The sequence below is a fragment of the Ruminococcus sp. RTP21484sp1_RTP21277st1_D2_RTP21277_210401 genome (assembly GCF_040924225.1).
Lineage (GTDB): Bacteria > Bacillota > Clostridia > Lachnospirales > Lachnospiraceae > Blautia_A > Blautia_A faecis.
In genome coordinates this window covers 98,497-120,776 of the sequence record NZ_JBCOMJ010000012.1, presented here as the reverse complement: position 1 = coordinate 120,776, position 22,280 = coordinate 98,497, and the positions used below count along the sequence as shown (strand labels likewise).

Annotated in this window: 21 protein-coding genes; 4 read left to right on the top strand and 17 right to left on the bottom strand. The window is 40.1% G+C overall.

The features are described 5' to 3' along the window. Window positions 1-67: 67 nt before the first annotated feature. Window positions 68-472 carry a hypothetical protein gene (locus AB5706_RS10185; protein WP_148463085.1) on the top strand — a complete coding sequence of 135 codons (405 nt, stop codon included), beginning with the start codon at window positions 68-70 and terminating at the stop codon, window positions 470-472. Window positions 473-546: 74 nt separating this feature from the next. Here the strand turns inward: AB5706_RS10185 and AB5706_RS10180 are convergent, their stop codons facing one another. The 3 genes from AB5706_RS10180 to AB5706_RS10170 form a co-directional block, all read right to left on the bottom strand. Beyond that, window positions 547-2,178 carry an FMN-binding protein gene (locus tag AB5706_RS10180; RefSeq protein ID WP_195379351.1) on the bottom strand — a complete coding sequence of 544 codons (1,632 nt, stop codon included), beginning with the start codon at window positions 2,176-2,178 and terminating at the stop codon, window positions 547-549. A gap of 35 nt (window positions 2,179-2,213) precedes the next feature. After that, window positions 2,214-3,599 carry an ATP-binding protein gene (locus AB5706_RS10175; protein ID WP_148463087.1) on the bottom strand — a complete coding sequence of 462 codons (1,386 nt, stop codon included), beginning with the start codon at window positions 3,597-3,599 and terminating at the stop codon, window positions 2,214-2,216. A gap of 182 nt (window positions 3,600-3,781) precedes the next feature. After that, window positions 3,782-3,952 carry a hypothetical protein gene (locus AB5706_RS10170; protein WP_195379352.1) on the bottom strand — a complete coding sequence of 57 codons (171 nt, stop codon included), beginning with the start codon at window positions 3,950-3,952 and terminating at the stop codon, window positions 3,782-3,784. Between the two features lie 326 nt (window positions 3,953-4,278). Between AB5706_RS10170 and AB5706_RS10165 the strand changes: the two genes are divergently transcribed. Both AB5706_RS10165 and AB5706_RS10160 read left to right on the top strand, forming a co-directional pair. Then, complete coding sequence (locus tag AB5706_RS10165; protein ID WP_330382766.1) at window positions 4,279-4,686, top strand: type II toxin-antitoxin system RelE/ParE family toxin; 408 nt, start codon at window positions 4,279-4,281, stop codon at window positions 4,684-4,686. A gap of 5 nt (window positions 4,687-4,691) precedes the next feature. Continuing rightward, complete coding sequence (locus AB5706_RS10160; protein WP_148463088.1) at window positions 4,692-5,003, top strand: helix-turn-helix domain-containing protein; 312 nt, start codon at window positions 4,692-4,694, stop codon at window positions 5,001-5,003. A gap of 208 nt (window positions 5,004-5,211) precedes the next feature. Here the strand turns inward: AB5706_RS10160 and AB5706_RS10155 are convergent, their stop codons facing one another. The 8 genes from AB5706_RS10155 to AB5706_RS10120 form a co-directional block, all read right to left on the bottom strand. Continuing rightward, a complete protein-coding gene (locus AB5706_RS10155; RefSeq protein WP_195379354.1) occupies window positions 5,212-6,315 on the bottom strand; it encodes a glycoside hydrolase family 172 protein in 1,104 nt (367 codons plus the stop codon). A 324-nt stretch (window positions 6,316-6,639) separates the two neighbouring features. Then, on the bottom strand, window positions 6,640-7,572 hold the full coding sequence (locus AB5706_RS10150; protein WP_195589545.1) for a BadF/BadG/BcrA/BcrD ATPase family protein: 933 nt from the start codon (window positions 7,570-7,572) through the stop codon (window positions 6,640-6,642). A 14-nt stretch (window positions 7,573-7,586) separates the two neighbouring features. Next, the gene (locus AB5706_RS10145; protein ID WP_195589543.1) at window positions 7,587-9,146 is read right to left on the bottom strand and encodes an ADP-ribosylglycohydrolase family protein; all 1,560 of its coding nucleotides are present in this window, start codon (window positions 9,144-9,146) and stop codon (window positions 7,587-7,589) included. A 20-nt stretch (window positions 9,147-9,166) separates the two neighbouring features. Next, complete coding sequence (locus tag AB5706_RS10140) at window positions 9,167-9,892, bottom strand: response regulator transcription factor (RefSeq protein WP_195589540.1); 726 nt, start codon at window positions 9,890-9,892, stop codon at window positions 9,167-9,169. Next, window positions 9,889-11,769: a sensor histidine kinase gene (locus AB5706_RS10135; RefSeq protein ID WP_173770560.1), complete on the bottom strand. Its 1,881-nt coding sequence runs from the start codon at window positions 11,767-11,769 to the stop codon at window positions 9,889-9,891. Before AB5706_RS10135 ends, AB5706_RS10140 begins: the two co-directional genes overlap by 4 nt. Window positions 11,770-11,789: 20 nt before the next feature. Further along, complete coding sequence (locus AB5706_RS10130; protein WP_173717990.1) at window positions 11,790-12,584, bottom strand: carbohydrate ABC transporter permease; 795 nt, start codon at window positions 12,582-12,584, stop codon at window positions 11,790-11,792. 3 nt (window positions 12,585-12,587) lie between these two features. Continuing rightward, on the bottom strand, window positions 12,588-13,484 hold the full coding sequence (locus tag AB5706_RS10125; RefSeq protein ID WP_173770559.1) for a carbohydrate ABC transporter permease: 897 nt from the start codon (window positions 13,482-13,484) through the stop codon (window positions 12,588-12,590). 65 nt (window positions 13,485-13,549) lie between these two features. Beyond that, on the bottom strand, window positions 13,550-14,860 hold the full coding sequence (locus tag AB5706_RS10120) for an ABC transporter substrate-binding protein (protein WP_195589535.1): 1,311 nt from the start codon (window positions 14,858-14,860) through the stop codon (window positions 13,550-13,552). Between the two features lie 381 nt (window positions 14,861-15,241). Here AB5706_RS10120 and AB5706_RS10115 point away from each other — a divergent pair, with 381 nt between their 5' ends. Continuing rightward, the gene (locus AB5706_RS10115) at window positions 15,242-15,553 is read left to right on the top strand and encodes a helix-turn-helix domain-containing protein (protein WP_173717986.1); all 312 of its coding nucleotides are present in this window, start codon (window positions 15,242-15,244) and stop codon (window positions 15,551-15,553) included. Window positions 15,554-15,702: 149 nt separating this feature from the next. On the opposite strand, the gene AB5706_RS10110 is transcribed toward AB5706_RS10115, so the two are convergent. From AB5706_RS10110 to AB5706_RS10085, 6 genes are all read right to left on the bottom strand, one after another. After that, entirely contained in the window at window positions 15,703-17,358 is a 1,656-nt protein-coding gene (locus tag AB5706_RS10110) for a ribulokinase (RefSeq protein ID WP_368366050.1), read from the bottom strand. Window positions 17,359-17,383: 25 nt separating this feature from the next. After that, a complete protein-coding gene (locus AB5706_RS10105; protein WP_368366049.1) occupies window positions 17,384-18,325 on the bottom strand; it encodes a transketolase family protein in 942 nt (313 codons plus the stop codon). A gap of 4 nt (window positions 18,326-18,329) precedes the next feature. Continuing rightward, complete coding sequence (locus AB5706_RS10100; protein WP_195982858.1) at window positions 18,330-19,169, bottom strand: transketolase; 840 nt, start codon at window positions 19,167-19,169, stop codon at window positions 18,330-18,332. A 247-nt stretch (window positions 19,170-19,416) separates the two neighbouring features. Further along, the gene (locus AB5706_RS10095; protein ID WP_195589527.1) at window positions 19,417-20,097 is read right to left on the bottom strand and encodes a D-lyxose/D-mannose family sugar isomerase; all 681 of its coding nucleotides are present in this window, start codon (window positions 20,095-20,097) and stop codon (window positions 19,417-19,419) included. 33 nt (window positions 20,098-20,130) lie between these two features. Then, window positions 20,131-20,694: an L-rhamnose mutarotase gene (locus AB5706_RS10090; protein WP_195589525.1), complete on the bottom strand. Its 564-nt coding sequence runs from the start codon at window positions 20,692-20,694 to the stop codon at window positions 20,131-20,133. 15 nt (window positions 20,695-20,709) lie between these two features. Continuing rightward, complete coding sequence (locus AB5706_RS10085; protein ID WP_368366048.1) at window positions 20,710-22,221, bottom strand: sugar ABC transporter ATP-binding protein; 1,512 nt, start codon at window positions 22,219-22,221, stop codon at window positions 20,710-20,712. Between the last annotated feature and the right edge of the window lie 59 nt (window positions 22,222-22,280).

The window sequence follows — 22,280 nt, the reverse complement described above, 5'->3', positions numbered from 1 at the left end:
TAATCTGCCCTTTTGAAATGAGTTTTTAGCAGGATAATATAAATGTGTAATATCTAATCTTAAGTTTATGATGTTGAGCTATGCAGGTGCTCTTGAACTGAATTACCGGGATTTTTCCAGACAGTATGAATATATGCAACAGCTCATTATCCGAAGCGGAAGCCGCTGCTACCTGGTAATGCTCACATTGGAAGCCACTTCGGACACTCCCGCTCATATTGAAGAAATTGAGCAGACACTTTCCCATATGGAACAGGCTATCCAAAACACCATCCGGCGTGTGGATATCTGTACCAGATACAGTTCCATGCAGTATCTGATCATCCTGTTTCAGCCGGTTGAATCTCAGATTCCCAATATTATGGAACGTATTTTTATGCAATACTATAGAAAGGCAAAAAGCACTAACTTTCTGCCTACATATAAATATCTGTCTATGGCAGAAAATAATATGGATACAAATCAAAAATAAAAGCTTCTGACAGATACAGGATTTTTCAGTCCTGTGTCTGATTCAGAAGCTTTTATTTTTGGGGGATGACCATATCACTTTGAATATTTCTCTACTTTTTCCTCATACTCTTCCTGACTTGTTATCTCATGCTTCACAATATGCCCATGGTTCTTTTTCTTTGCAGTCAGATTTCTGCCAGGTCTTGGTGCATACTGATCCTCCGGAATCTCCAGTGCATTTGCAACTGCATGAATAATCCCATTACTGCTGTAGGTTGCTCCACTTACCGCGTCTACATTCAGACTCTGCTCAGCCTTCATCTGCTCGATTACAGCTGGTGCTGCCCTGAAAAAGTATTCCTCTGTATCACAATAGGAAAGAATGGAAATATCCGTTACCTTCTGTTTTTCAACTGTAACCTGAACCTCCACATCACCTCGAAATGCATCGGCCGAGCCGGTATAAATGCCATCTGTCAGATTCTGAAAACGTCCAGCCTCTATAAAGGATTGCTTATCTTCAGATTCTTCCTGTTCGGGTTTCTTCCCTTCACCTTCCTCATTTCCCAGTGCTTTATTCACAGCTTCAATCAAGCCGTTACTGCTGTAAGTCGCTCCGGAAACTGCATCTACATCTGTATTCTGCCTGCTGATCATCTCCTGGAAAATCCTGTTTTTCGCTCTCTCCATATAAGACTTATCATCTGCATAATCATCCAGTACAAGCTCCGTTATCTTCCCATCGGCAACCTTTACCGTAACCGTCACCTTGCCTCTGTAGCCCTCACCGGTTCCTGTGTAAATACCATTCTGAAAGTTACCTTCAGCATTATTTTCTGCCGTTTTTTTCACTGAATCTGCCATTTTCTCTCTAGCCAGATTTCCTGCTATAAAGAGCTGTGACACCATGATTGTAATACAGGTAACGCCCACTCCGATCAGCACTCCATATCTGCTTCTAAAGCGCGCATTTCCTTTCGGACACCAGCTTACACACTTCTGACAGCTGATACATTCTCCTCCGGCAATCCGGTCTTTCTTCGTAAGATCCATCCCCATGGGGCATTTCGAGGTACATAAATGACATTTTCCGCACCCGTCCCGCGGCTTATCAATTTTCAGGAAAGACGCCTGTGAAATCAGTGAATAAATTGCTCCCATAGGGCAAAAATATCTGCAAAAAAATCTCTGCACAAACAGTGAGCCGATAAAGATCACAAGAAGCAGAATTCCTCCAACAGAAAGCAAAGGCTTCAGTCCCGGCCAGTGACCAAATGAAACATACTGCCCAAACACCTGCCACAGGCCGGCTGTTTTCACAGCTGTTACGCCACTCCATACGAATATTATAAAGTAAAAAAGCACTGCATACTTGGCAAATCTGAATATCCGATCAGCCTTTTTCAGATTTCTTTTTCCCGGAAATAATGCCCGCAATCTATGTGAGCCAAACCATAACAAATCCTGCACTGCCCCAAAGCTGCAGAAAAATCCGCAGAAAAACCTTCCCACAAGTACTGTTGCCGGCACAGTTGCCACCAGCATCCATACAGAATACTTCACACTTTCCCAGGAAATATTCCCCTTGTATATGCAGGAAACAATATTTCCCACAGCTGCAAATTCCCCTTCAAATAAGCCCGGAATTAAAGCGAAGGACAATATCTGGATAATCACTTTGATCCAGTTGATTTTCTTATTTTTCAGAAAGTTTTTTCTGTTCATTCTTTATACTCCTTAGAGCGGGTCTGAAAAAGACTCTAATACAAGTCTTCGATTGTAAGCAACACCGCGTTTTCTCGCACCGCCCTTTCCTTTACTGACTCTGTGAAACCAGATTTGCTAAAAAACATAAGATACTTTTCCTCTGCATTTTTAAACATTTCTGCAGCCATAACCAGGTCATCATACTCTTCCATAGGCATTGGTTTATTTCGAAACTTACATTCACAGAGCAACACTTTCTTTCCCGTTTTATCAAACGCAAGTATATCAACATCATCCTGCGCTTTTATCAATGGATTATTCCCCCACCATTTTCCCATTTTATATGGAATAAACGGAAGTTTCTTCGCACGCGCAGCCCGAATCAGATATTGTTCACATATTTTTTCAAAAACAGGTCCCATATAATCATTCACATTTTCCAGAATCTCTTCGCAGGAAAGCTCCAGACCCAGCATGGAATAATAATTCTGATTTGTAAAAAGGAATCGATACCAGAACTTATAATAATTATCTGTTATTTCATAAATCCCTTTTTTACTTGTTTCTGGCTCAGTACAGGGAACACACTTCTCAATCAGTCGCAAGGTCTGCAATGTAAGCATGTATTTGCTGCACTTGCTTTTCTCTTCATGGATTCGGTCTGCAATCTCACAAACCTTATTACATCCATTAGAAATCGCCTCTAAAATGGAATTGTATACTGAAGGCTCTCTTAATTCAATCCTCAAAAGTGTCTGGGGTTCATCATTCAAAAAGGCCCCTTCCATAAGCAGATTATTTTTTATATTTTCCTCCAGTGAAATCTCAGAGGAAAACGCCTCCAGATATCTTGGAACACCGCCCAGAATTCCATAAGCAATCGCTTTCTCTGTTTTACTATAATTTGGGAAAAATTCCGCACTTTCCAAATAATCGAAAGGCTTTACTTCCATATTTCCAGTAATTCTGCCATATAACGGACTTTTATATCCCATAACGTCATTTAGCATAAAACTAACACTGGATCCACATAATATAAGAAAAATGTTTTTTCCTTTCCAGACATGGTCGATCGTATGCTGCAAAATACTCTTAATTGAAGGATTCGGTTCTGCCAGAAAAGGAAACTCATCAATAATCAATACTAATTTTTTGTCTGAAATTTTTCCTGTAATATATTCAAATGCAGCTTCCCAATTTTGAAAAGAAGATATAAAAGAGCCTTCGAAAAATGTTTGCACCATCTTGGAAAAGTCCAGAAGATTCAAAGAATCATTCTTCTCCTGTGCAGAAAAAAACAGGGCTTTATGCCTGCCTGCAAATTCTCTTAATATAGTTGTTTTACCAATTCTACGTCTTCCATACATTGTCAGAAATTCAAATTTGGAACTATTATAAAATCGCTCTAATTGATTTAGCTCGTCTAATCTCCCTATCATAAGCAGCCTCCTCGTTGTTAAATCATAAGCAGCTCAAACAAAATATACTACTCACGAGTAGCATACTCATAAGTAGTATATTTTATTCTGTGATATTTTTCAATCAATTTTTCATATTATTTTCAGAAAATATGTTCCCCGGTTTCCATGTCTTCTACATCCAGGTAAATTGCCCTAACTCATCACTGAAGTAACGAGAATGCGACGCACAGGTTTTCAATATAATACTTTTTCTCATCTGATGATCTAAGCCCCATGTCAATAAAATCATCAATTGTCATAAAAGAGTATCTGGCATTGTGATTATAACGAATCGCATCCGTGATCAGAATATCTGGTTCCATAGGACACATAGGGCATTCTCCATTTAAAAGAATAAACAATCTCAATTTGAGCAGACTGTTAATTCAGCATCTATAAGCTTTCTCGCATCAGCATCAATTTTGTATATAATAAGTATACTGTAATATTTTCATATATGCTATATATAAAATGCAATTTCTGCCATTCCTCTTTGCTCTAAAGCAAAAAACATCTTCCATCACAATCATATTTCTGTACCTTTTGATATTGATGATAGCTCTGATATTTACAAAGATAAAAAGCCTCATATCGGAATAAATAACATTCGCCTAAATCACCCGTACCATCATCAGCGTATTACTCAGTAGATTTTAAGTTGACACCCTATAAAATAGGGCGTAATATAATAGTAGAAATGATAGAAAGGTGGATACTAATGACGAGAACTTTTATTGAAGTTCCACTTTTTACCAAACGCTGGAAGGAAATTGGGCTTGATGATAATGATTTGCATTCTTTGCAAATCATGTTATTAAAAGACCCTGAATCCGGTCCTGTTATGGAAGGGACTGGTGGAATCCGTAAAGTTCGTTTTCCTCTTGAAAATAAAGGAAAAAGCGGAAGTGTACGTGTCTGTTATACAGATTTTGCAGAATATGAAATGCTTTATCTTATTACAGCGTTTGAAAAAAAGGAGCAGGAAAATCTTTCTACAGAAGAAAAAAATGTGCTTAGAAAATTGGTAAAATCTTTAAAAAATGAGGCTGCCAAAAATAGGAGTTGATTTTTATGAGTACATTATTTGATGATTTAAAGCAAGGCTTGCAAGAAGCAATTGCATATGAAAAAGGTCAGGGCACTGCACGTATTAAGACTTATACGATTGCACCTGTAAAGGAATATTCCAGTGCAGAAATCCGGAACATCAGAATGAAAGCAGGAATGACGCAAAGTGTTTTTGCTGCATATATGGGCGTATCCAAGAAAACAGTCGAGGCCTGGGAGGGAGGACGAACGCATCCTTCCGGTCCGGCATTCCGTTTATTGGAAGTATTAGCTTCTGATAATCCGGAGAGAACCAATTATGTAGTGGTAAAATAATTTTTAGTCGCCCTACGAGCCTTGAATGCTAAGCCAGCGCCTTAAGGCGCTGGCTTTAGACCGTAGATAATAATATACACCCTTTCAGCAACTGCACTGCCCCCTCCATAGGTCTTTTCGTGCACATATGCACCTCTGAATTTAAAACTTATACTCTTTAATTTCTGATCTTTTGAGGGCTCTGTCAAGAGCTTGTTCCATAATTATTCTACCTCGGCCATCTTTCTTCCTTCGGCGGCAATGGACAATATTTTGACATCTCCCTGTCTTCCTGATACCAGTAAGCTACACTTGAAACATCATCCTGACGTTCAAATAACCCATTATGAGACATTCCAATCTGCTGAACCGTTACTTTAATATTCTGCTGGAAATAAATCGGATCCGGAATATGAAATCTATACATTCCACGCATTGGTGGACAGTCATCATTATGATACGGATGAACTGTTAAATCATCATGATTAGAATAATAAGGATATCCCAGAAATGGAGTCGAATACGTCTGCTCTGTCATTTTTTCCTGGTTCTCTTTTGCAAAGCTCCAGGATCCTCCTACATAGTCTTCCATTCCAGTTCCACAGATGGTAGGATATTCCTCATCACCATCCAAATAAAATTTTACTTCTCCTTCTCCCCACCAATATCTTTCCAATGTCTGTAGTGCCAGATAGGTTCCTACATAAATTCCCTTTCCATATACATTATCCAAAATCGTATAATCTTTCTTTTTAACAGTTACAGATTCTCTGTTCCATTTTGCGAAAAAATATAACATGGTATCTGGCAATGTATCATAAAGACAGTAATCAATCTGATAGAAAAACGCAGGGATTACATTTTTATGTTGACTAACCAGCTCAATTCTGGCTTTTTTCCTAAATGGCATTGAAAAATAAGAATTCAAGCCTCTTGATGGTGCAACTACTATTGGGTAGGAATTAATATAACATTCTTTTCCGAACCCACAGCAGAAAAAATCACCCAGTGGTACTTCTACTGCCGGACTTTTGGCATCGTCCCAAAACATGCGCAAAATAAGATCCCTCAGTACAAAGCAGTCTCCATCAGTTGTTTTATTATCCACAGTAATCCAAATGTGATTAATTACTCCACATCCTGAAATATCCGCAAGTACAGTAGTACTTCCAGGTTCTATGTTTTTAAGACATGGACTTCCCTTTCTTCCCTTTCCAAGATTACTGGAAGCCATTCCTCCTTTTCCCTTTTCGCCTGTGGGATTTTCTGCATTAATTGCTCTCGATTTTCCAAATACGCCATATGGTAAAATATTTTGAAATATATTCATCATTTGCTCCTGTCTGTAATATTCTCACTCTGTGCTATGGTTTTTCTATTTTATTTTGTTCTTTTCCCTCAAAGACTTCAAATTCATCAATCTGAACTTCCCCCATATTCCACAAAACGCCAGTATGTCCTGCTGTATAATCATAGCACCCTCATCAACCAGTTTTTTCAGCTAATACTATTCTTGTCAGTTTTGATCAGCATTTTGCAAAACTTCATAATATATTTCCAACTCCATTCTCCCAAACTTCTTTACTTTCTCCCAATAATAGCATCTTTTTGGGAGATAATCAAATGTGTTGGGATAATAATATTATTGTCCTTTTTCTTATCCCTTCAGCAACTGCACTGCCCCTTCCACAGGTCTTTTCGTGCACATATGCACCTCCAGTTTCCCCTGACAGATGCAGGAAAGAGCTTCCTTCAGCATCGACAGATACCCCGCGGAAGCAGCCTTGGTCAAAATGGAGCCTGAGAGATACACCGGAATTTTCTCACCGAAAAAATGAAGCTCCCGAACTGCTGCATCGATGGTGTAGGCCGCGCACTTTATCATCTGATTTGCAAGAGCCTGTACCTCTGGATTAGAGCGCTCGAGAAGTTCAAAAAAAAGCTGGATGATCTTACGATGCAGAACCTTACATTCTGTATTCTCCCCGTCTTTCAAATCTGACCATGAATTTATAAAATCAACCTTACCGCCAAGATTCATCACTTTCATATATTCCATTACAAACGGTGTACTAACATCCTTTAAAATCAGGTTTTCGTAAACCTTGCGATACATTTGCATCACAATCCAATTTCCGCCCCCTGCATCCCCTGACCATTCATCCATTCCGGCCAGTTTGATCCGGTTACCTGAAGAATCAATTGCCGCACAGCACATCCCTGTTCCGCAATTAAGAGAAACTCCCCACGCAGCCGGGTTCTCGGCTGCAATGGGGAGATAGCCATCATTAATTGCAAGAAAACGGGAAATGCCAGCTGAAGAGAAGCACGCATCAGCCTGCTGCTGATCCCCGGCAGTATCCAGCCCGGAAATACCAGCCGCTGCTGCCTCAATATCCGAAACAGTCAGACCATTACGCTCCAGCAAAACATCTATGGAAGCTTTTAAAGCCAACGAAACATCTGCCCATCCATTTCCCAGAAGATCATGGTTCAGACAGCCGCCCAGATAGTGATCCACTACCTGGAAATGCTTATCCAGAAGCAGATATTCTGTCTTCGTTCCACCTCCGTCAATTGCAATATACATACTCTATATTCTCCTTATTTTCCTGCAAAAAGAACAACCTTCACAGGTCCGTTTGAATGTCTTCCTGTAAGGGAAACATCCACGATCAGCTCCAGCCGGCTGTCACTAAAGCCCTCTGTACTGATTTCAAATTCTTTTTCCGCACAGGAAAGGTACAGGTTATTCAATGGCAGCTCCGCTGTAGATGCACCCACAGCAGTAACTCCTTCCGGAAGATACAGCCTGATTTTTACCCACTGCTGCTCTCTCATGGTATTGGAATTTACAACCTTAACCTTAAACTTTCTGTTCTCGCCAGGTGTAAAGAAAACAGAGTCCTCATAATCCACCATAACACTAAATGCGGGGAACTGATATCTTGCCACATAGGAAGAAAGAGCGCACAGATCACGGATCGGCAATTCCTCTGATTTTCCGTTTCCATTGATCAATGGCAGATAATCTGTTGTCTTATTGCAGAACAGAGCCTCTTTTTCCAGGCATTCAATAGTCATTCCGCCCTCTGCAAAAGCATCGCAGAGATCCTGTCCCAAAAAGCCCGGTACCACACGAAGAATACGCTCTGCCAGTTCTGTCGCCGTATCCGGAACCCAGATTCCATGACTTGTTTTATCAATACACATGGTTACAATTTTGTCATCAAGTGGTTTTGTCCATTTCTCCGGAAGTCCAGAAGCACCATAAATAATACCCAGAAGTGCGCCAAGAGTTGCACAGGTACAGTCCGTATCTTCACCGCAGTTATTGGCAATAATAAGACTCTTTCCGAAATCACCTTCTCCGTAGAGAAGACCAAGTACTACAAAAGCAACGTTTTCCGGTGCATCAAAGCCAGGCTCTCCAATCTCCATTCCCTCATTGTTTTCCTTTGGAATCTCACTCAGCTTGTATTCCTGGATACCAAAGGTTCCCGGCGCAGTATTGTGCACAATTTTTCTTGCTTCCAGATAATCAATGCCATTATGATAGCATTCTACTGTTTTACGGATTGCTCTTGCAACAGCGCAATCCTCCGGAATATAGGAAAGTCCGATATCGATCAGTTTTTCACGGTCACTTTCTGCAAACGCCGCACTCTGAAGCGCAGATGTGAAAATTTCACCATACATTCCTTCGTTTGCATGATCGACAATTGCATCCTCAAATGCATATCTGGTTGCAATTTCCGGATGTCCCGGTGCCAGACACGCCCAAAGCTCAGAACGAATCCAGCAGCCATTGCTGTTCTTGTAAGTGTTGTCCACATCACCACACATAGGCGGAACAATTCCTGCCTTAAGGTTCGCCTTACCAGTTCCATACTCAACCCAGTTCGGGATTACATAGGACAGCCAGTACTCACCAAGGATAGACGCATTTACATTTCTGCCGTAGCGCTCAACTGCTGCCAGCCATACAATCTGAAGATCCAGGTCATCGTTTGCAGGCGGTCCCATAGAAAGATCCTGAATATAGAAATCCACATCAGGAACCATTCTCTTGCACTCAAAAGGTGCGCCAAGAACACCACCCACATTTTTTCCTGCCCAGCATCCAGCCAGTTTGTCACGGAACTCGTTTAATTTTAAAACCATGATCTTACCTCCCATATATTTTATTTTCGGAACTGCGAGGGAGTAACTCCCACAATCCCCTTAAATATTTTCGTAAAAATACGATAATCACTGAACCCCACTAATTCTGCTACAACCGTGATCGGTTCGTTGGTCTGCTTCAGATATTTTTTCGCCTTTTCCACACGAACCTGGTTCAGGTAGGCATGATATCCACATCCCAGCTCTTTTTTAAACAACTGGCTGATGTAATTCGGATTCATATTCATATTTTCCGCAAGCAATGTAAGCCGCATATCTTCATCAGAAAGATTTTCATTTACATAATCCACAATCTTTTTCAGGGTATCTGACAGAACCACCTGACGGTTCGGATTCTCCATTACCTTTTTCACAAGCCCCTCTATCACTTCACCAAAAGCATCAAAATCAATTGGCTTCAAAAGGAAATCCGAAACTCGAAGCCTTAGTGCCTCCTGGCAATAAGAGAATTCATCATACCCGGTAACTACGATCATGTAAATGGGATGATCTGCCGGAGCAGTCTCCTGAATGGCACGTATGGCTTCCAGCCCGTTAAGCTTCGGAAGATTGATATCCATAATTACAATATCTGGCTTTAACTCACGGGCTTTCTCCACTGCCTCACGTCCATCCATGGCAGTCCCCACAACCTCACACTGATATTTCTCCCAGTCGAAAAGTAATTTATACCCTTCCAGGATCGCGGCCTCATCATCTGCTAAAAGTACTCTGCAATTATTCATGTCTCCTCACTCGCTGTCTTAATCTTAATTTTTACAGTAGTTCCTCCAGTCTCGTTCCGCATATAGATCACTTCCGCATTCTCCTGATAATAAAGCTTCAGACGGCTGATCACATTGATAACACCCAGGTGGGTACGGTCACCCTCAGTTCTGGTCTGCACACGATAAAGAGCTTCACTGTCCTTTGCATTATACGCATTCAACTCTGCCATTTTGTCATCTGGAATTCCTATTCCATCATCGATCAGCCAGATGTTCAGTTCATTTTTGTCCTGCTCATTTCTATATATTTTAAGAATGATCGTTCCCTGATACCGCCTGTCCTTCAACCCATGCATCAGACTGTTTTCCAGCAGCGGCTGAAGAATAAAGTTGGGAATCTCTATATCCAATGCCCCAGGTTCAATTTCTGAACGATATATAATATCTGAATACCGATAGCACATCAGACTCATATAAGCATCCAGCATTTCTACCTCTTTGCGCACTGCCACCATAGAATCATACACCTTGGTACTTAAACGGTAAAAGCTCACCAGCTTCATCAGCATCTGAGACACTTCCGTATCCTTATTAATAGCAGCTTTCAAACGGATCATATCCAGTGTATTATAAAGAAAATGAGGATTGATCTGCTGCTTCAGATACAGCATTGCCATTTTCTGCTCAGAAATTTCCGCTTTCTGAAGCTCATCCTTTGCCTGATACTCCGAAATGACCAGATCGTTCAGGCGGCGAATCATTTTATTAAAGGAATCCTTCAGTACGCCAACCTCATCCATATATCCCACATCATACTGTCTTGTAAGATCTCCAGGCTGGAAATTCTGAATATCCAACGAAAAATCCGTAAGCCTTTTCAGATTTTTTCTGGTAAAACCATATGCACAGAACAATACAAAAAGCGCACTTATCACCGTGATCACAATACAGGTTATCACCAGAATGCTCAGTTCATCATAAATAGAATCATAATTTTTCAGCGTGATCAGAAGCATATTGCTGTAATCAGAACGCTGGTAGGCACAGAGATACTTTTCCTGATTCAGAGTCAGGCTAAAAGATCCTTTTGCACCATTCACCTGTTCCAGAAGCTCTGGATAAATGTCCTCGAGATTATTGCTAATAATTTTCTCGTTAGAACTGCATGCAACATTATTATTTTCATCAGCAACAATATAGGAAATATTATCTTCCAGATAATTGCTGCATATTTTCTGTAAAGTAAGGATAGGCGTACGCAGTGCAATGTAACCGATAACTTCGAACGGTGAAAAGCTGCGAATGGGACGGACCAGATAAATATTATTCTCCTGGAAAATGTTTTTTGTATAAGTCTGTGTGTACTTAAATCCCTCAGGCAGCGTACCCACATACATATGGCATCCCGAAATATTTGTAGAAAGGTCAGAATTTATCTTTACATCCTGAAAAAAAGATTCTACATTCCAGTCAAATCCCAAAAATGGATTCCAGGTATCACTGTAAAACACCATATCCTCATTATTAAAAATATAAATTCCCCGCACATCATCCCTGATTGAAATCATAGAAGAATAGAGTTTTTTAAGATACTCTTCGTTCTCCATTTTCTCATCAAAAGAATAATCAGTACCTTTCAGAATATCCTGCACCGTCTGATCGGAAAACGCGATCAGCGAAACCCTTCCCATATCTTTCAGAGTATTATCAATCGAACTTAGAGTATTGGAAATATAGACCTTCATCATCTGTGCATCCCGGTCAATATGGTACTCCACATTCAGCTTTAAAGTTGCCACAATACTTAAGATACAGGCAATGATAAAGATTCCAATATTCGTAATGCTGATACGTTTCACAATACTAAGCGTTTTGTGCGAAGAATTTTTTTTCATAAAACAGGCCGTCCTTTAGCTTAACCCTTCACAGCTCCTGCAGTAAGTCCTGCCATCAGCTGCCGGGATGCAAAGATATAGAAAACCGCAATCGGCAAAAGACAGATAATACACGCTGCAAACAGGTTATTAATAGTAAAGCCGGAACTGGAAGTTGTCTGTGCAAACCGAAGCGGCACAACAGAAAGCGGCTGTTTCGAAGTATCATTAACGAAAATGATCGCCATCTGAAGTTCATTCCATGCAGATAAAAAGGTCTGGATCAGTACAAAAACAAGACCTGGTTTTGCAATTGGAAGCATGATCTGTATAAATGTAGTCCATTTATTTGCACCATCGATTTTCGCTGCATCGATCAGTTCATCCGGCAATGCATTGTAGTAGTTGGTCAGAACCATAAGATTAAAGCAGGCACTTGCCGTAGCATATGGAAATACCAATGACCATCCGGTATTGTTCAGATGAAGTCCCCTTACGATCTGATAAAGCGGAAAGATTAATGCAGATGTAGGGATCATCATACCTGTAAGAATCAGATAATAAACAGCCTGCTTATGTGGAAATTCCAGTTTGGAAAATGCGTATGCTGCCATGGAAACTACAATTGAGACAACAATAAGCGTTCCTCCTACCACAATAATACTTGTAATAATATTGGGAAGCAAGTTGAAATACTCAAATACTTTTGTATAGTTTCCAAGTCCATTAACTGCCAGGGACTTTTCTACCATCAAATACAGTGGAAAGACTAAGATAACCAGCAGAATCACACAGATAACCTGAGTAACTATTTTATAAGATAGTGAATTTTTCATCGGCTAGTTCATCTCCTTCCTGTCTTTTTTATAATAGATTTTCAACTGAATAACGGTCAGCACCATAGCAATCAAAAACATAAATACAACAATGGTGGAAGCCTGTCCCTGTTGAAACGTACTAAATGATTTCGTATATATATATGTAGAAAAAGTCTCAGTAGCATGTGCCGGTCCACCATCAGTCAATACATAAGAAAGATCGAAAAACTTCAGCGCACCCAGAATGTCCAGAATAATCAGGGTAATGTGAGTACCGCGAAGAAGTGGGAAAGTTATGTAAATAAACTGTTTAAAGCTTCCTGCTCCGTCGATGGTTGCTGACTCATAAAGGTCCTGGGGAATATTCAGCATATTTGTGTAGTACATCAGCATACTATAACCGGTCCACTGCCAGATATTTACAAATAAAAGACATGCAAGTGCGGTCTTCGGTGTTGCAAGCCATTGCTGACAGAGAAAATCCAGATGAAGTGCCCGCAGGATCACATTCAGGTAACCACGGTTTGTTTCGAAAATTTTCGAAAATACAGTACCAACAATTGTGGAGGTACAGATTGCCGGAAGATAAAAAAGGATTTTATAGAACCCGGAAAACTTTATCTTTCTGATAAAAAAGGATGCCAGCATAAGTCCAAGTGCTGACTGAATAACCGTAGTAGATATTGCAATAATGACAAAGTTTCGAAATGTTTTCTGCATTACGGAATCTGCCCAGAGCTTTTTGTAGTTTGCGAAACCTACGAAAACTTTTTCTACGCTGATTCCATTCCAGTCATAGAAGCTGATGACAATGTTATAAATAATAGGATAAGCAAAAAAAACAAGAAACAATGCCAAAAGGGGAAGTACAAACAGAAAGCTGGTAAAGCAATCTTTCCTTTTTCGAGCTGAGGCCATGATTTTCCTCCTTTTTTATAAAAGGCTGCCCAAAGTGAGGGCAGCCTTTTTATACTTAATAAAATTTATCTTTCCTGTGCCTGGGAAGCTGCTTCAATCGTCTCTGCTGCCTCTTCTGGTGTAACATCTCCCAGAGCAAGTTCTGTAAGCTCATTGCTGATTGTCTCTTTCAGCTCTGCATAAGCCATTTCTCTGTATCCGCCTACATTATTTTTACCCTGCTCTACACAGTATTCAAGATTTTCAGTACCATTCTCGTTCAGACCTTCTACATTAAGCTCCATGTCGTTACGTGCCGGCATGTACTGTAACTGTCCGTTTACAAGAGTATCTGCGCCTTCATGAATCATCCAGTCAACAAATGTCCATGCAGCATCTTTAACCTTGGACTGATTGTTGATTGCCAGAGATACATCAACAGCTTCTTCCACTGGTGCAATCTTTCCATCGTTATTCCAATCCATTAAGAATATCTTATGGTTTGCACCTTCACTGTTATAAACTTCCTGGCTCTGCTCATCACTATCCATGTAAGCGCCAAGTGCCCAGGAACCATTGAGAATCATAGGAATGGAACCTTCCTTCTGGTACATATCAGTGGAATCTGTATACATTCCTACGCCAAGTGCTCCATCCTGGAAAACACTGTCTGTAAAGCAGTTCTGCCAGATCTGGAAGGACTGAACCAGGTCCTCATCTGTAAATGGAGTCTCGCCTTCAATTGCGGAATACAGCTTCTCAGTATTAATATCAGCTGCAATATTCATCCAGGTATCAATGTTGATCCAGGAATCTTTTGCTCCAATTACCAGAGGATATTCACCATTGTCACGGAATGTCTGGCATACTTCTTTCAGTTCATCATAGTTGGTCGGAAGCTCCAGATTATATTTATCAAAGTAAGACATGTTTGCCCATACATATCCGGCATAGCTGAGTCCCAGAGGAACTGCGTAATATTCGCCGTCATCACCCTGAAGAAGGGACATTGCATATTCATTGAAATTAGAGGTCCAGTCATCACCGTATTTCTCAGCCATATATGGGGTCAGATCTTCTTCGAAGTCACGGAATTCTTTATACATTGCTCCGGTCTGAACTCCATAAACATCTGCAGCATCTCCTGCTGAAAGATCAACTTTCAGCTTCTCTACATGATCTGTATACGGCATAAAAGTATAATCAATCTGAATGTCCGGATGCTCCTCTTCGAATTTCTCCAGCATTGCATGTGTATATTTCTCATCCCCTGGGTTCCAGGTCTGGAATTTTACAACTGTTTTCTCTCCGCCGTCGCCCTCTGCGAAGACCATCTGTGCCGGTACAAGTGAGGCCATAACGCCTGCCATTAAGATGCATACCATTTTCTTTTTCATGTTTTAATTCTCCTTTCATTTAAGAATCACGTTTGTTTTATTTGACTATAATTTACCATTTGCACGAGTAATCTGATAGTCATTTTTATTATAAAAATGTGTCAAAAAATTAGTTTTTGTATGAAAAATAGTTTCACAAGCTTCATACTCTTTTTCTTAATTTTGTGGTATTATAAAACAGCTGCATAAAACAAGTCCCTAACTCTATCTTCAAAAAAATAGTGCGCATAACTCATCACTGAAGTAACGAGAATGCGACGCACAGTTATTCAAAGTTTTAATTCATGAATTTTCAGTTGACGCCCTATAAAATAGGGTGTAGTATGGTAATATAACTGATAGAAAGGTGGATACTAATGCCAAGAACAGGAGTTGATCTTTATGAGTACATTATTTGATGATTTAAAGCAAGGCTTGCAAGAAGCAATTGCATATGAAAAAGGTCAAGGCACTGCACGTATTAAGACTTATACGATTGCACCTGTAAAGGAATATTCCAGTGCAGAAATCCGAGACATCAGGATGAAAGCAGGAATGACGCAAAGTGTTTTTGCTGCATATATGGGCGTATCCAAGAAAACAGTTGAGGCCTGGGAAGGAGGACGGACTCATCCTTCCGGTCCAGCGTTCCGCTTATTGGAAATGTTAGCTTCCGATGAGCTGGAGGAAACCAATTATGTAGTGGCAAAATAACAGCTTCCATTAAAGGGTCTGGTTCTCACCAGACCCTCAAGAGCTTTGATTATCCACTGGACAGAAAAATGTAGGCGGTGCCACCTTTCGGTGAACACCAGCCTACATTTTTCTGAGGTTTTTTCAAAATTTTATAGCAATTTCTATCTTCAGCTTAATTTATTAACCGCTTCTGCCAGTTTCAGATACTCCTGGTAATGTTTCTTATACCAGTCTTTCTTCTCAGAATCCGGTTTGCAAATCTTAATACATTTCGCTGCCATATGCTCTGCTGCCACTTCCAATGTCTCGTAAATTCCAGCTCCCACAGCGGCATACATAGCGGCTCCCTGTGCACATGTCTGGTCACTGTCCAGAATGTGTATCTCACGTCCGCTTAAGTCAGACAACATCTGCATAACATAAGGTGATTTCTTGGAAATTCCACCTACCGCGATCACCTTTTCAATATCAATTTCCTGTTTCTCGAAACCTTCAATCAGACGGTACAGACCACATACGGCTCCAAACACAAGACTGCGGTAGAGATACGGCGCATCCATTCCCAGCGATAATCCGGAAATGGCAGATCTCTGGAAATCGTCTGTATTTGGATAACGGCGCCCATTAAACCAGTCCAGTGCAATTGGGAATGGCTCTTCCGGAAGTTCTTCCGCCTTCTTCTGCAGCATAATCAAAATCCGATCTTCGACTTTTTTGTATAGTTCATCTGAAATACCAGAATTCTCATCAGCTGCAAGTTCTGCCAGCGGCCACTCCAACAGCCTCTTAAACCATGCAAATATATCTCCAAAAGCCGCCTGTCCGGTCTCCACGCCTACGTATCCAGGCAAAATGGAATTCTCAGCCTGTCCACAGTACGCCTGAATATCTTTTCCCTTCAGGTTCTCCGGCTTCTCCACGAACATATCCACACAAGAAGTTCCCATCGTACATACAAAAGTCTTCTTCTGAATACCAGCACCCACAGCACCTGCATGAGCATCAAAAGAGCTTCCTGAAATCACAGTACTCTCTTTTAATCCCAGTTTCTTAGCCCATTCCAGACAAAGAGTTCCAACCTTCACAGTAGACGGCTGCGGTGCATTTCCATACCGCTCGCGAACCTGTACCAGATACGGATCCAGCTGTTCCAGAACAGAAGCTGCCGGCAGACCATTCCACTCGCTGTGCCACAAAGCCTTATGACCAGCTGCACACGCACTGTGGTAAATTTTCTCCGGTCTTGTTTCCCCGCAAAGAATACCAGTCATCCAGTCACAATGCTCCTCCCAGGTATAAGCTGCCTGGCGGATTGCTTCATCATGTCTCACTGCATAAAGGATTTTTGCCCAGTACCATTCCGCACTGTAATCTCCCTGGTATTTGGTATAGTCATTCTCACTGTTGTTCCTGAATAACTTGTTTATCTCGTCCGCCTCAGCAGCTGCAGCGTGATCCTTCCAGAGGAAAAACATGGCGTTTTCATTCTCTGCAAACTCATCAAGCAGTGCCAGCGGAATTCCATTTTTATCTACCGGAACCGGAGTGGAACCAGTAGTGTCCACTCCAATTCCAATCACATAATCTTTCTGCTCTTCGGTAAGCTCTGCCAGTGCTGTCGTAATGCATTTTTCCAAAGATTCCAGATAATCTAATGGATGCTGGCGGAAAATGCTGTACTCCGGATGCTGATAGAGTCCAGCTTTCCAACGTGGATAACAGGCAACACCCTGTCCAACATTTTCCCCAGTCTCTGTATTTACAATAAGCGCACGAACAGAATCACTTCCGAAGTCAACTCCAATTACATAACTTTCTGCCATTTGCTTAACCGTTTCTTTCCTGTAATTATTTTCTGGAAATTGCTTTCTTTGCTTTCTCAGCAATATTCTCAGGGGTTAATCCGTAATGTTTCAGCAGTTCTGCCGGAGAAGCGGAATGTCCAAATGTATCCTGAACTCCAACAAACTCAGTCGGAACACTCTTGTTCTGAACCAGAACTTCTGCAACAGCTGCTCCAAGTCCGCCGATCACATTGTGCTCTTCTGCTGTAACAATTGCACCGGTCTCTTCTGCTGCTTTGAGAATGATATCACGGTCAATCGGTTTAATTGTATGCATATCAATAACTCTTGCACTGATTTCCTCAGCCTCCAGAAGTTTCTGTGCTTTCAGAGCTTCCTGAACCATAAGGCCACATGCAATGATTGTAACGTCTTTACCATCTTTCAGCTGTACGCCTTTGCCAATCTCGAATGAGTAATTCTCAATTGTATCAGTTACACACTCAACTGCCGGACGCCCTGTACGGAAATAGCATGGCCCCTGGAAATCAAGCATAGCCTTTGTTGCAAGACGAGTCTCATTTGCGTCACATGGAACAATTACAGTCATTCCCGGAATTGTACGCATAAGGCTGATGTCCTCAAGAGCCTGATGGGTTGCACCATCCTCACCAACTGTAAGGCCAGCGTGGCTTCCTACTACCTTTACATTTAATCCTGGATAGCAGACATTGTTTCTTACCTGGTCATAAACACGGCCTGCTGCAAAAATAGCGAATGTATGTACCAGAGCAGTTGCTCCACATGTTGCAAAACCAGCTGCAACATCTACCATGTTTGCCTCAGCAATACCGATGTTGTAAAAACGTTCCGGATATTTCTCTGAGAAATAAAGTGTCATGGTGCATTTCTTTAAGTCTGCGTCAAATACATAGATGTTCTCATCTGCACCAAATTCAGCTAATGCACGTCCATATGCTACTCTTGTTGAAATATTCTCTCCCATTTTATCAGTCCTCCAGTTCCGCAAGTCTAGCATCCAATTCAGCAAAACATGCCGGCCACTGTTCCGGTTTTGGCTGTCCGCCGTGGAAGTCAACATTATTTTCAAATAAGGAAACGCCTTTGCCTTTAATAGTATGTGCTACGATTACAGTAGGTTTTCCGGTTACTACAGAAGCAAGCTCTACAGCGTCTGCGATCTGCTCTACATCATGTCCGTCGATCTCGATCACATTCCAGCCAAATGCTTTGAATTTGTCTCCGATCGGGTATGGAGACATAACTTCTTCCAGAGAGCCATCCAGCTGAAGATTGTTATTATCTACAAATGCAATCAGGTTATCAGCTTTATAGAAGCCTGCACACATAGCAGCTTCCCAAACCTGGCCTTCCTGGATTTCACCATCTCCCATGATACAGAATACACTGTTTCCAGTCTTATTTGCTTTTGCATACATAGCCATTCCAAGAGCTGTGGAAAGTCCCTGTCCAAGAGAACCGGCAGACATATCAACACCTGGCACATGAATCTCTACATGTCCGGAAAGATCACTGTCCAGTTTACGGAATGTAGAAAGATGTTCTACCGGAAAAAATCCCTTGAGAGCTAATGTTGCATACATTGCCGGTGAGCAGTGTCCTTTGGAAAGAACAAGTCTGTCACGGTCTGGCTTGTCCGGGTTTACCGGATCTACATTCATTTTGTCGAAATACAGTACTGACATAATATCACAGATGGAGAAAGATCCTCCAATATGTCCTGAACCTGCAGTCTGGATTGTCTGCAAAGCTGTTTTACGAATTTTTGCAGCCCATAACTCCAACTCTTTTTTCTTCTTGCTGTCCATTTGTTTAGTCTCCTTTTTGAATTTTTGTGCTTATTGTTAGCATGTTACGTTTTCATTCTTTTAACACACAAACATGGCAGTATTGAATAATTTACAATACAAAATTGTTTTAACGCTTAATTACTTCTTACACAAAAAGATATACAGCTTTTTTATACAGACTAATCTTTTAATAAAAGAGCCACAACCTTTGTTTTCTCACAGATTGTGGCAACTTATGCATCTAATCAACTTTCAAAATAAAATTTTATAAAACTCGGTCATACTCATTACACAGAGGACGAAAAATAGGTTCATCTTCTTCTATTTCAGGATACTGTTGCGGCTGGAATTCAATGTGATAATTATCAATATTATCATCATTAACTTTTGATACTTCTCCGCAAATTAAATCACCCATCCCCGGCTTTGGACCAAACGTATGCGCAATTCCAGGTGTAATACTTATACTATTTCCAGGATAAATCAGTACTTCTTCTCCTGGTTGATAAATGTGTTTAATTCCGTCCATATAAACCTCAACAGGCGTGTCTACTGCTTTTCCATTTACCGTATTATACAAACGAATAAACATAACTCCACCACCACGGTTAATAATATCCTCAGTTTTAAATCCATGATAATGAATCGGTAATCTTTGACCATCTTTAAAAATTAATAACTTTTCTGCGTACGGAACCCCCACATCTGGTTGATCAAGAAGACCATTTCGAATCGTAAAAAGGGTACATCCAATTTCGTCAAACCTACCAAGTCCATGATCAGTAAGATCCCACCCAAGCATCAGTTTCTTAATTACATCTATCTCATTTTTATGAGCTCTCCACTCATTCAAATTCCAATAACCAAATTCTGGAAGTTTAAAGTTATACTGATTTAATAATTCTTCTGCATAACGAATAGCACTATTTGCAAGTGATCTTTTCATAGCAATCCTCCTATTTAATCTTTTCTTATTTAATTATTTCCTATACTGAAATAGCAACTTCATGTCTTTCCAAAATTTTTCTCCTGGAAGAGGTTTCTGACACTCTCCAGTAACACGCAGCCACTCTTGATATGTCGGGTTTTCATATAGGCGCGGATCTTCTTTTCCCTTATACTCAACAAATTGCAATAAATACCAATTACCTGATAAAGTAGGGAATGCAAAAATTGAAGATTTTCTAAAACCATTCTGATAACATAAATCATGAATAATCTGTGGCTGTTCATCATGAAGGCGTACATATTCTTCTAATTTCCCATCAGCTACTCCAATAATAATTCCACGTTTTTCTAAATTAGTGAAATCGTCTCCTTCTCGCTGAGCAAATTCATATACGTGCCTTGCTGACATCCAATCAGATTCAAACGATTTTTCAGTCTCAATAAATCCAAAAAAATATTTTTCTCCTTCCAATTCCTGTTCATAGATTCGACATTGTTCCGCACCATTTTTCCTCAATTTCTCTACTAATTTTTTTATGTAACTTTCTGATATTTCATTGCTTCTCTCTATTGAATAAAAAGCCAGTTTTTTCATTTTTTCATTTCCTTTTTATACGAATGACTTTCCTATTTTTTCACTAATTTCACTTCCCGGCCTTGCAAAAAATTCTTCTCCTTTTAACTCTGAAACAATTTTTCGATTTTTAAAGATTAAAATTCTTCTTGCTAATGAGATCATCTCATTCATATCCGAAGAAATTAAAATTACTGTCTTGTTTTCTTTTGTGACAAGATTCCAGATTAAATCATGAATATATTCCTTCGCTCCAATGTCAACACCAACCGTTGGTTCGTCAATAATAAGAATATCACACTCTGCAGCAAGCCATTTTGCAATACTTATTTTCTGTTGATTTCCTCCTGACAGCTTTCCTGCAAGGGTTGTCATTCCAGGTGTCTTTATTTTTAGCTTTTTTACATAAATATCTGCATTCTCTTCTTCTGTTTTTAAATTAATAACAGGAATTCTTTTGTAATAACATTTTTGTAATGAATTTACACAAATATTCATTACGACAGAGTGTTCCAAAAATAGTCCCTCTTCTTTCCTATTCTCTGTTACATAACCAATTTTGTATTTATGTAGTGCAGTTTTAAAAGAATCAATTTCAATTTTTTCTCCTCGAAGAAAAATATCTCCAGCATCTCTTTTATCAATATTTAAGATTGTACGAATTAACTCAGTACGCCCAGAGCCAACAAGTCCATAAAACCCCAAAATTTCTCCTCTACGAAGTTGAAAACTCATATCTTGTAAACCATGCAAGTGGGAATAAATATGTTTTGCTTCAAATATCACTTCATTTTTCTCTGCATTTAAAGCTCCCCGATACTGATATGCAAACTCTCTTCCTATCATCATTTTTATAATTGTAGGATTGTCCATTTTACTAATCTCACCAGTACCAACTAATTCTCCATCACGAAAAACTGTAACTTTATCCGCAATCAACTGAACTTCTTCAAGTTTATGAGACACAAAAATTATAACTAATCCCTTATCTCTTAATTTTTTTACAAGTTCAAAAAGCAAATTTGCTTCATGCCTCGTTAAAGAAGATGTTGGTTCATCCAAAAGCAGTATTTTTGTATCTGCGCTTAATGCTTTTGCAATTTGAATTAATTGCTTATGTGCAGCACTTAAGAATCGCACCTTCTTTTCCGGAGGAAACTCAAGACCTACTTCTTTCATATAGATCTCCGCAAACTCATAAATCTTCTTCCAATTTACAAAACCCATTTTAGCAAACTGACTCATTTTATCATTTACAATATTTTCAGCGATACTACTTTCCGGGATCATCTGAATTTCCTGATGTACCATGCTAATCCCATGGCGAACAGCATCACCATATCCTGATAAATGAAGTTCATTTCCGTCCATCAGGATATTCCCTTCATCTGCTTTGTAAATTCCACAGATGATCTTCATAAGTGTACTTTTTCCCGCTCCATTTTCTCCAAGAAGCGCATGAATTTCTCCGTTCTGAAATTGTACAGAAACATTATTTAGTGCTTTCACTCCCGGAAATGATTTTGAAACATTTTTTATTTCCAGCATAATCTATTCCTCCGGTTTTATTCTGCCCTCTATTTGTAACAGAGGGCAGAAATTCTTCC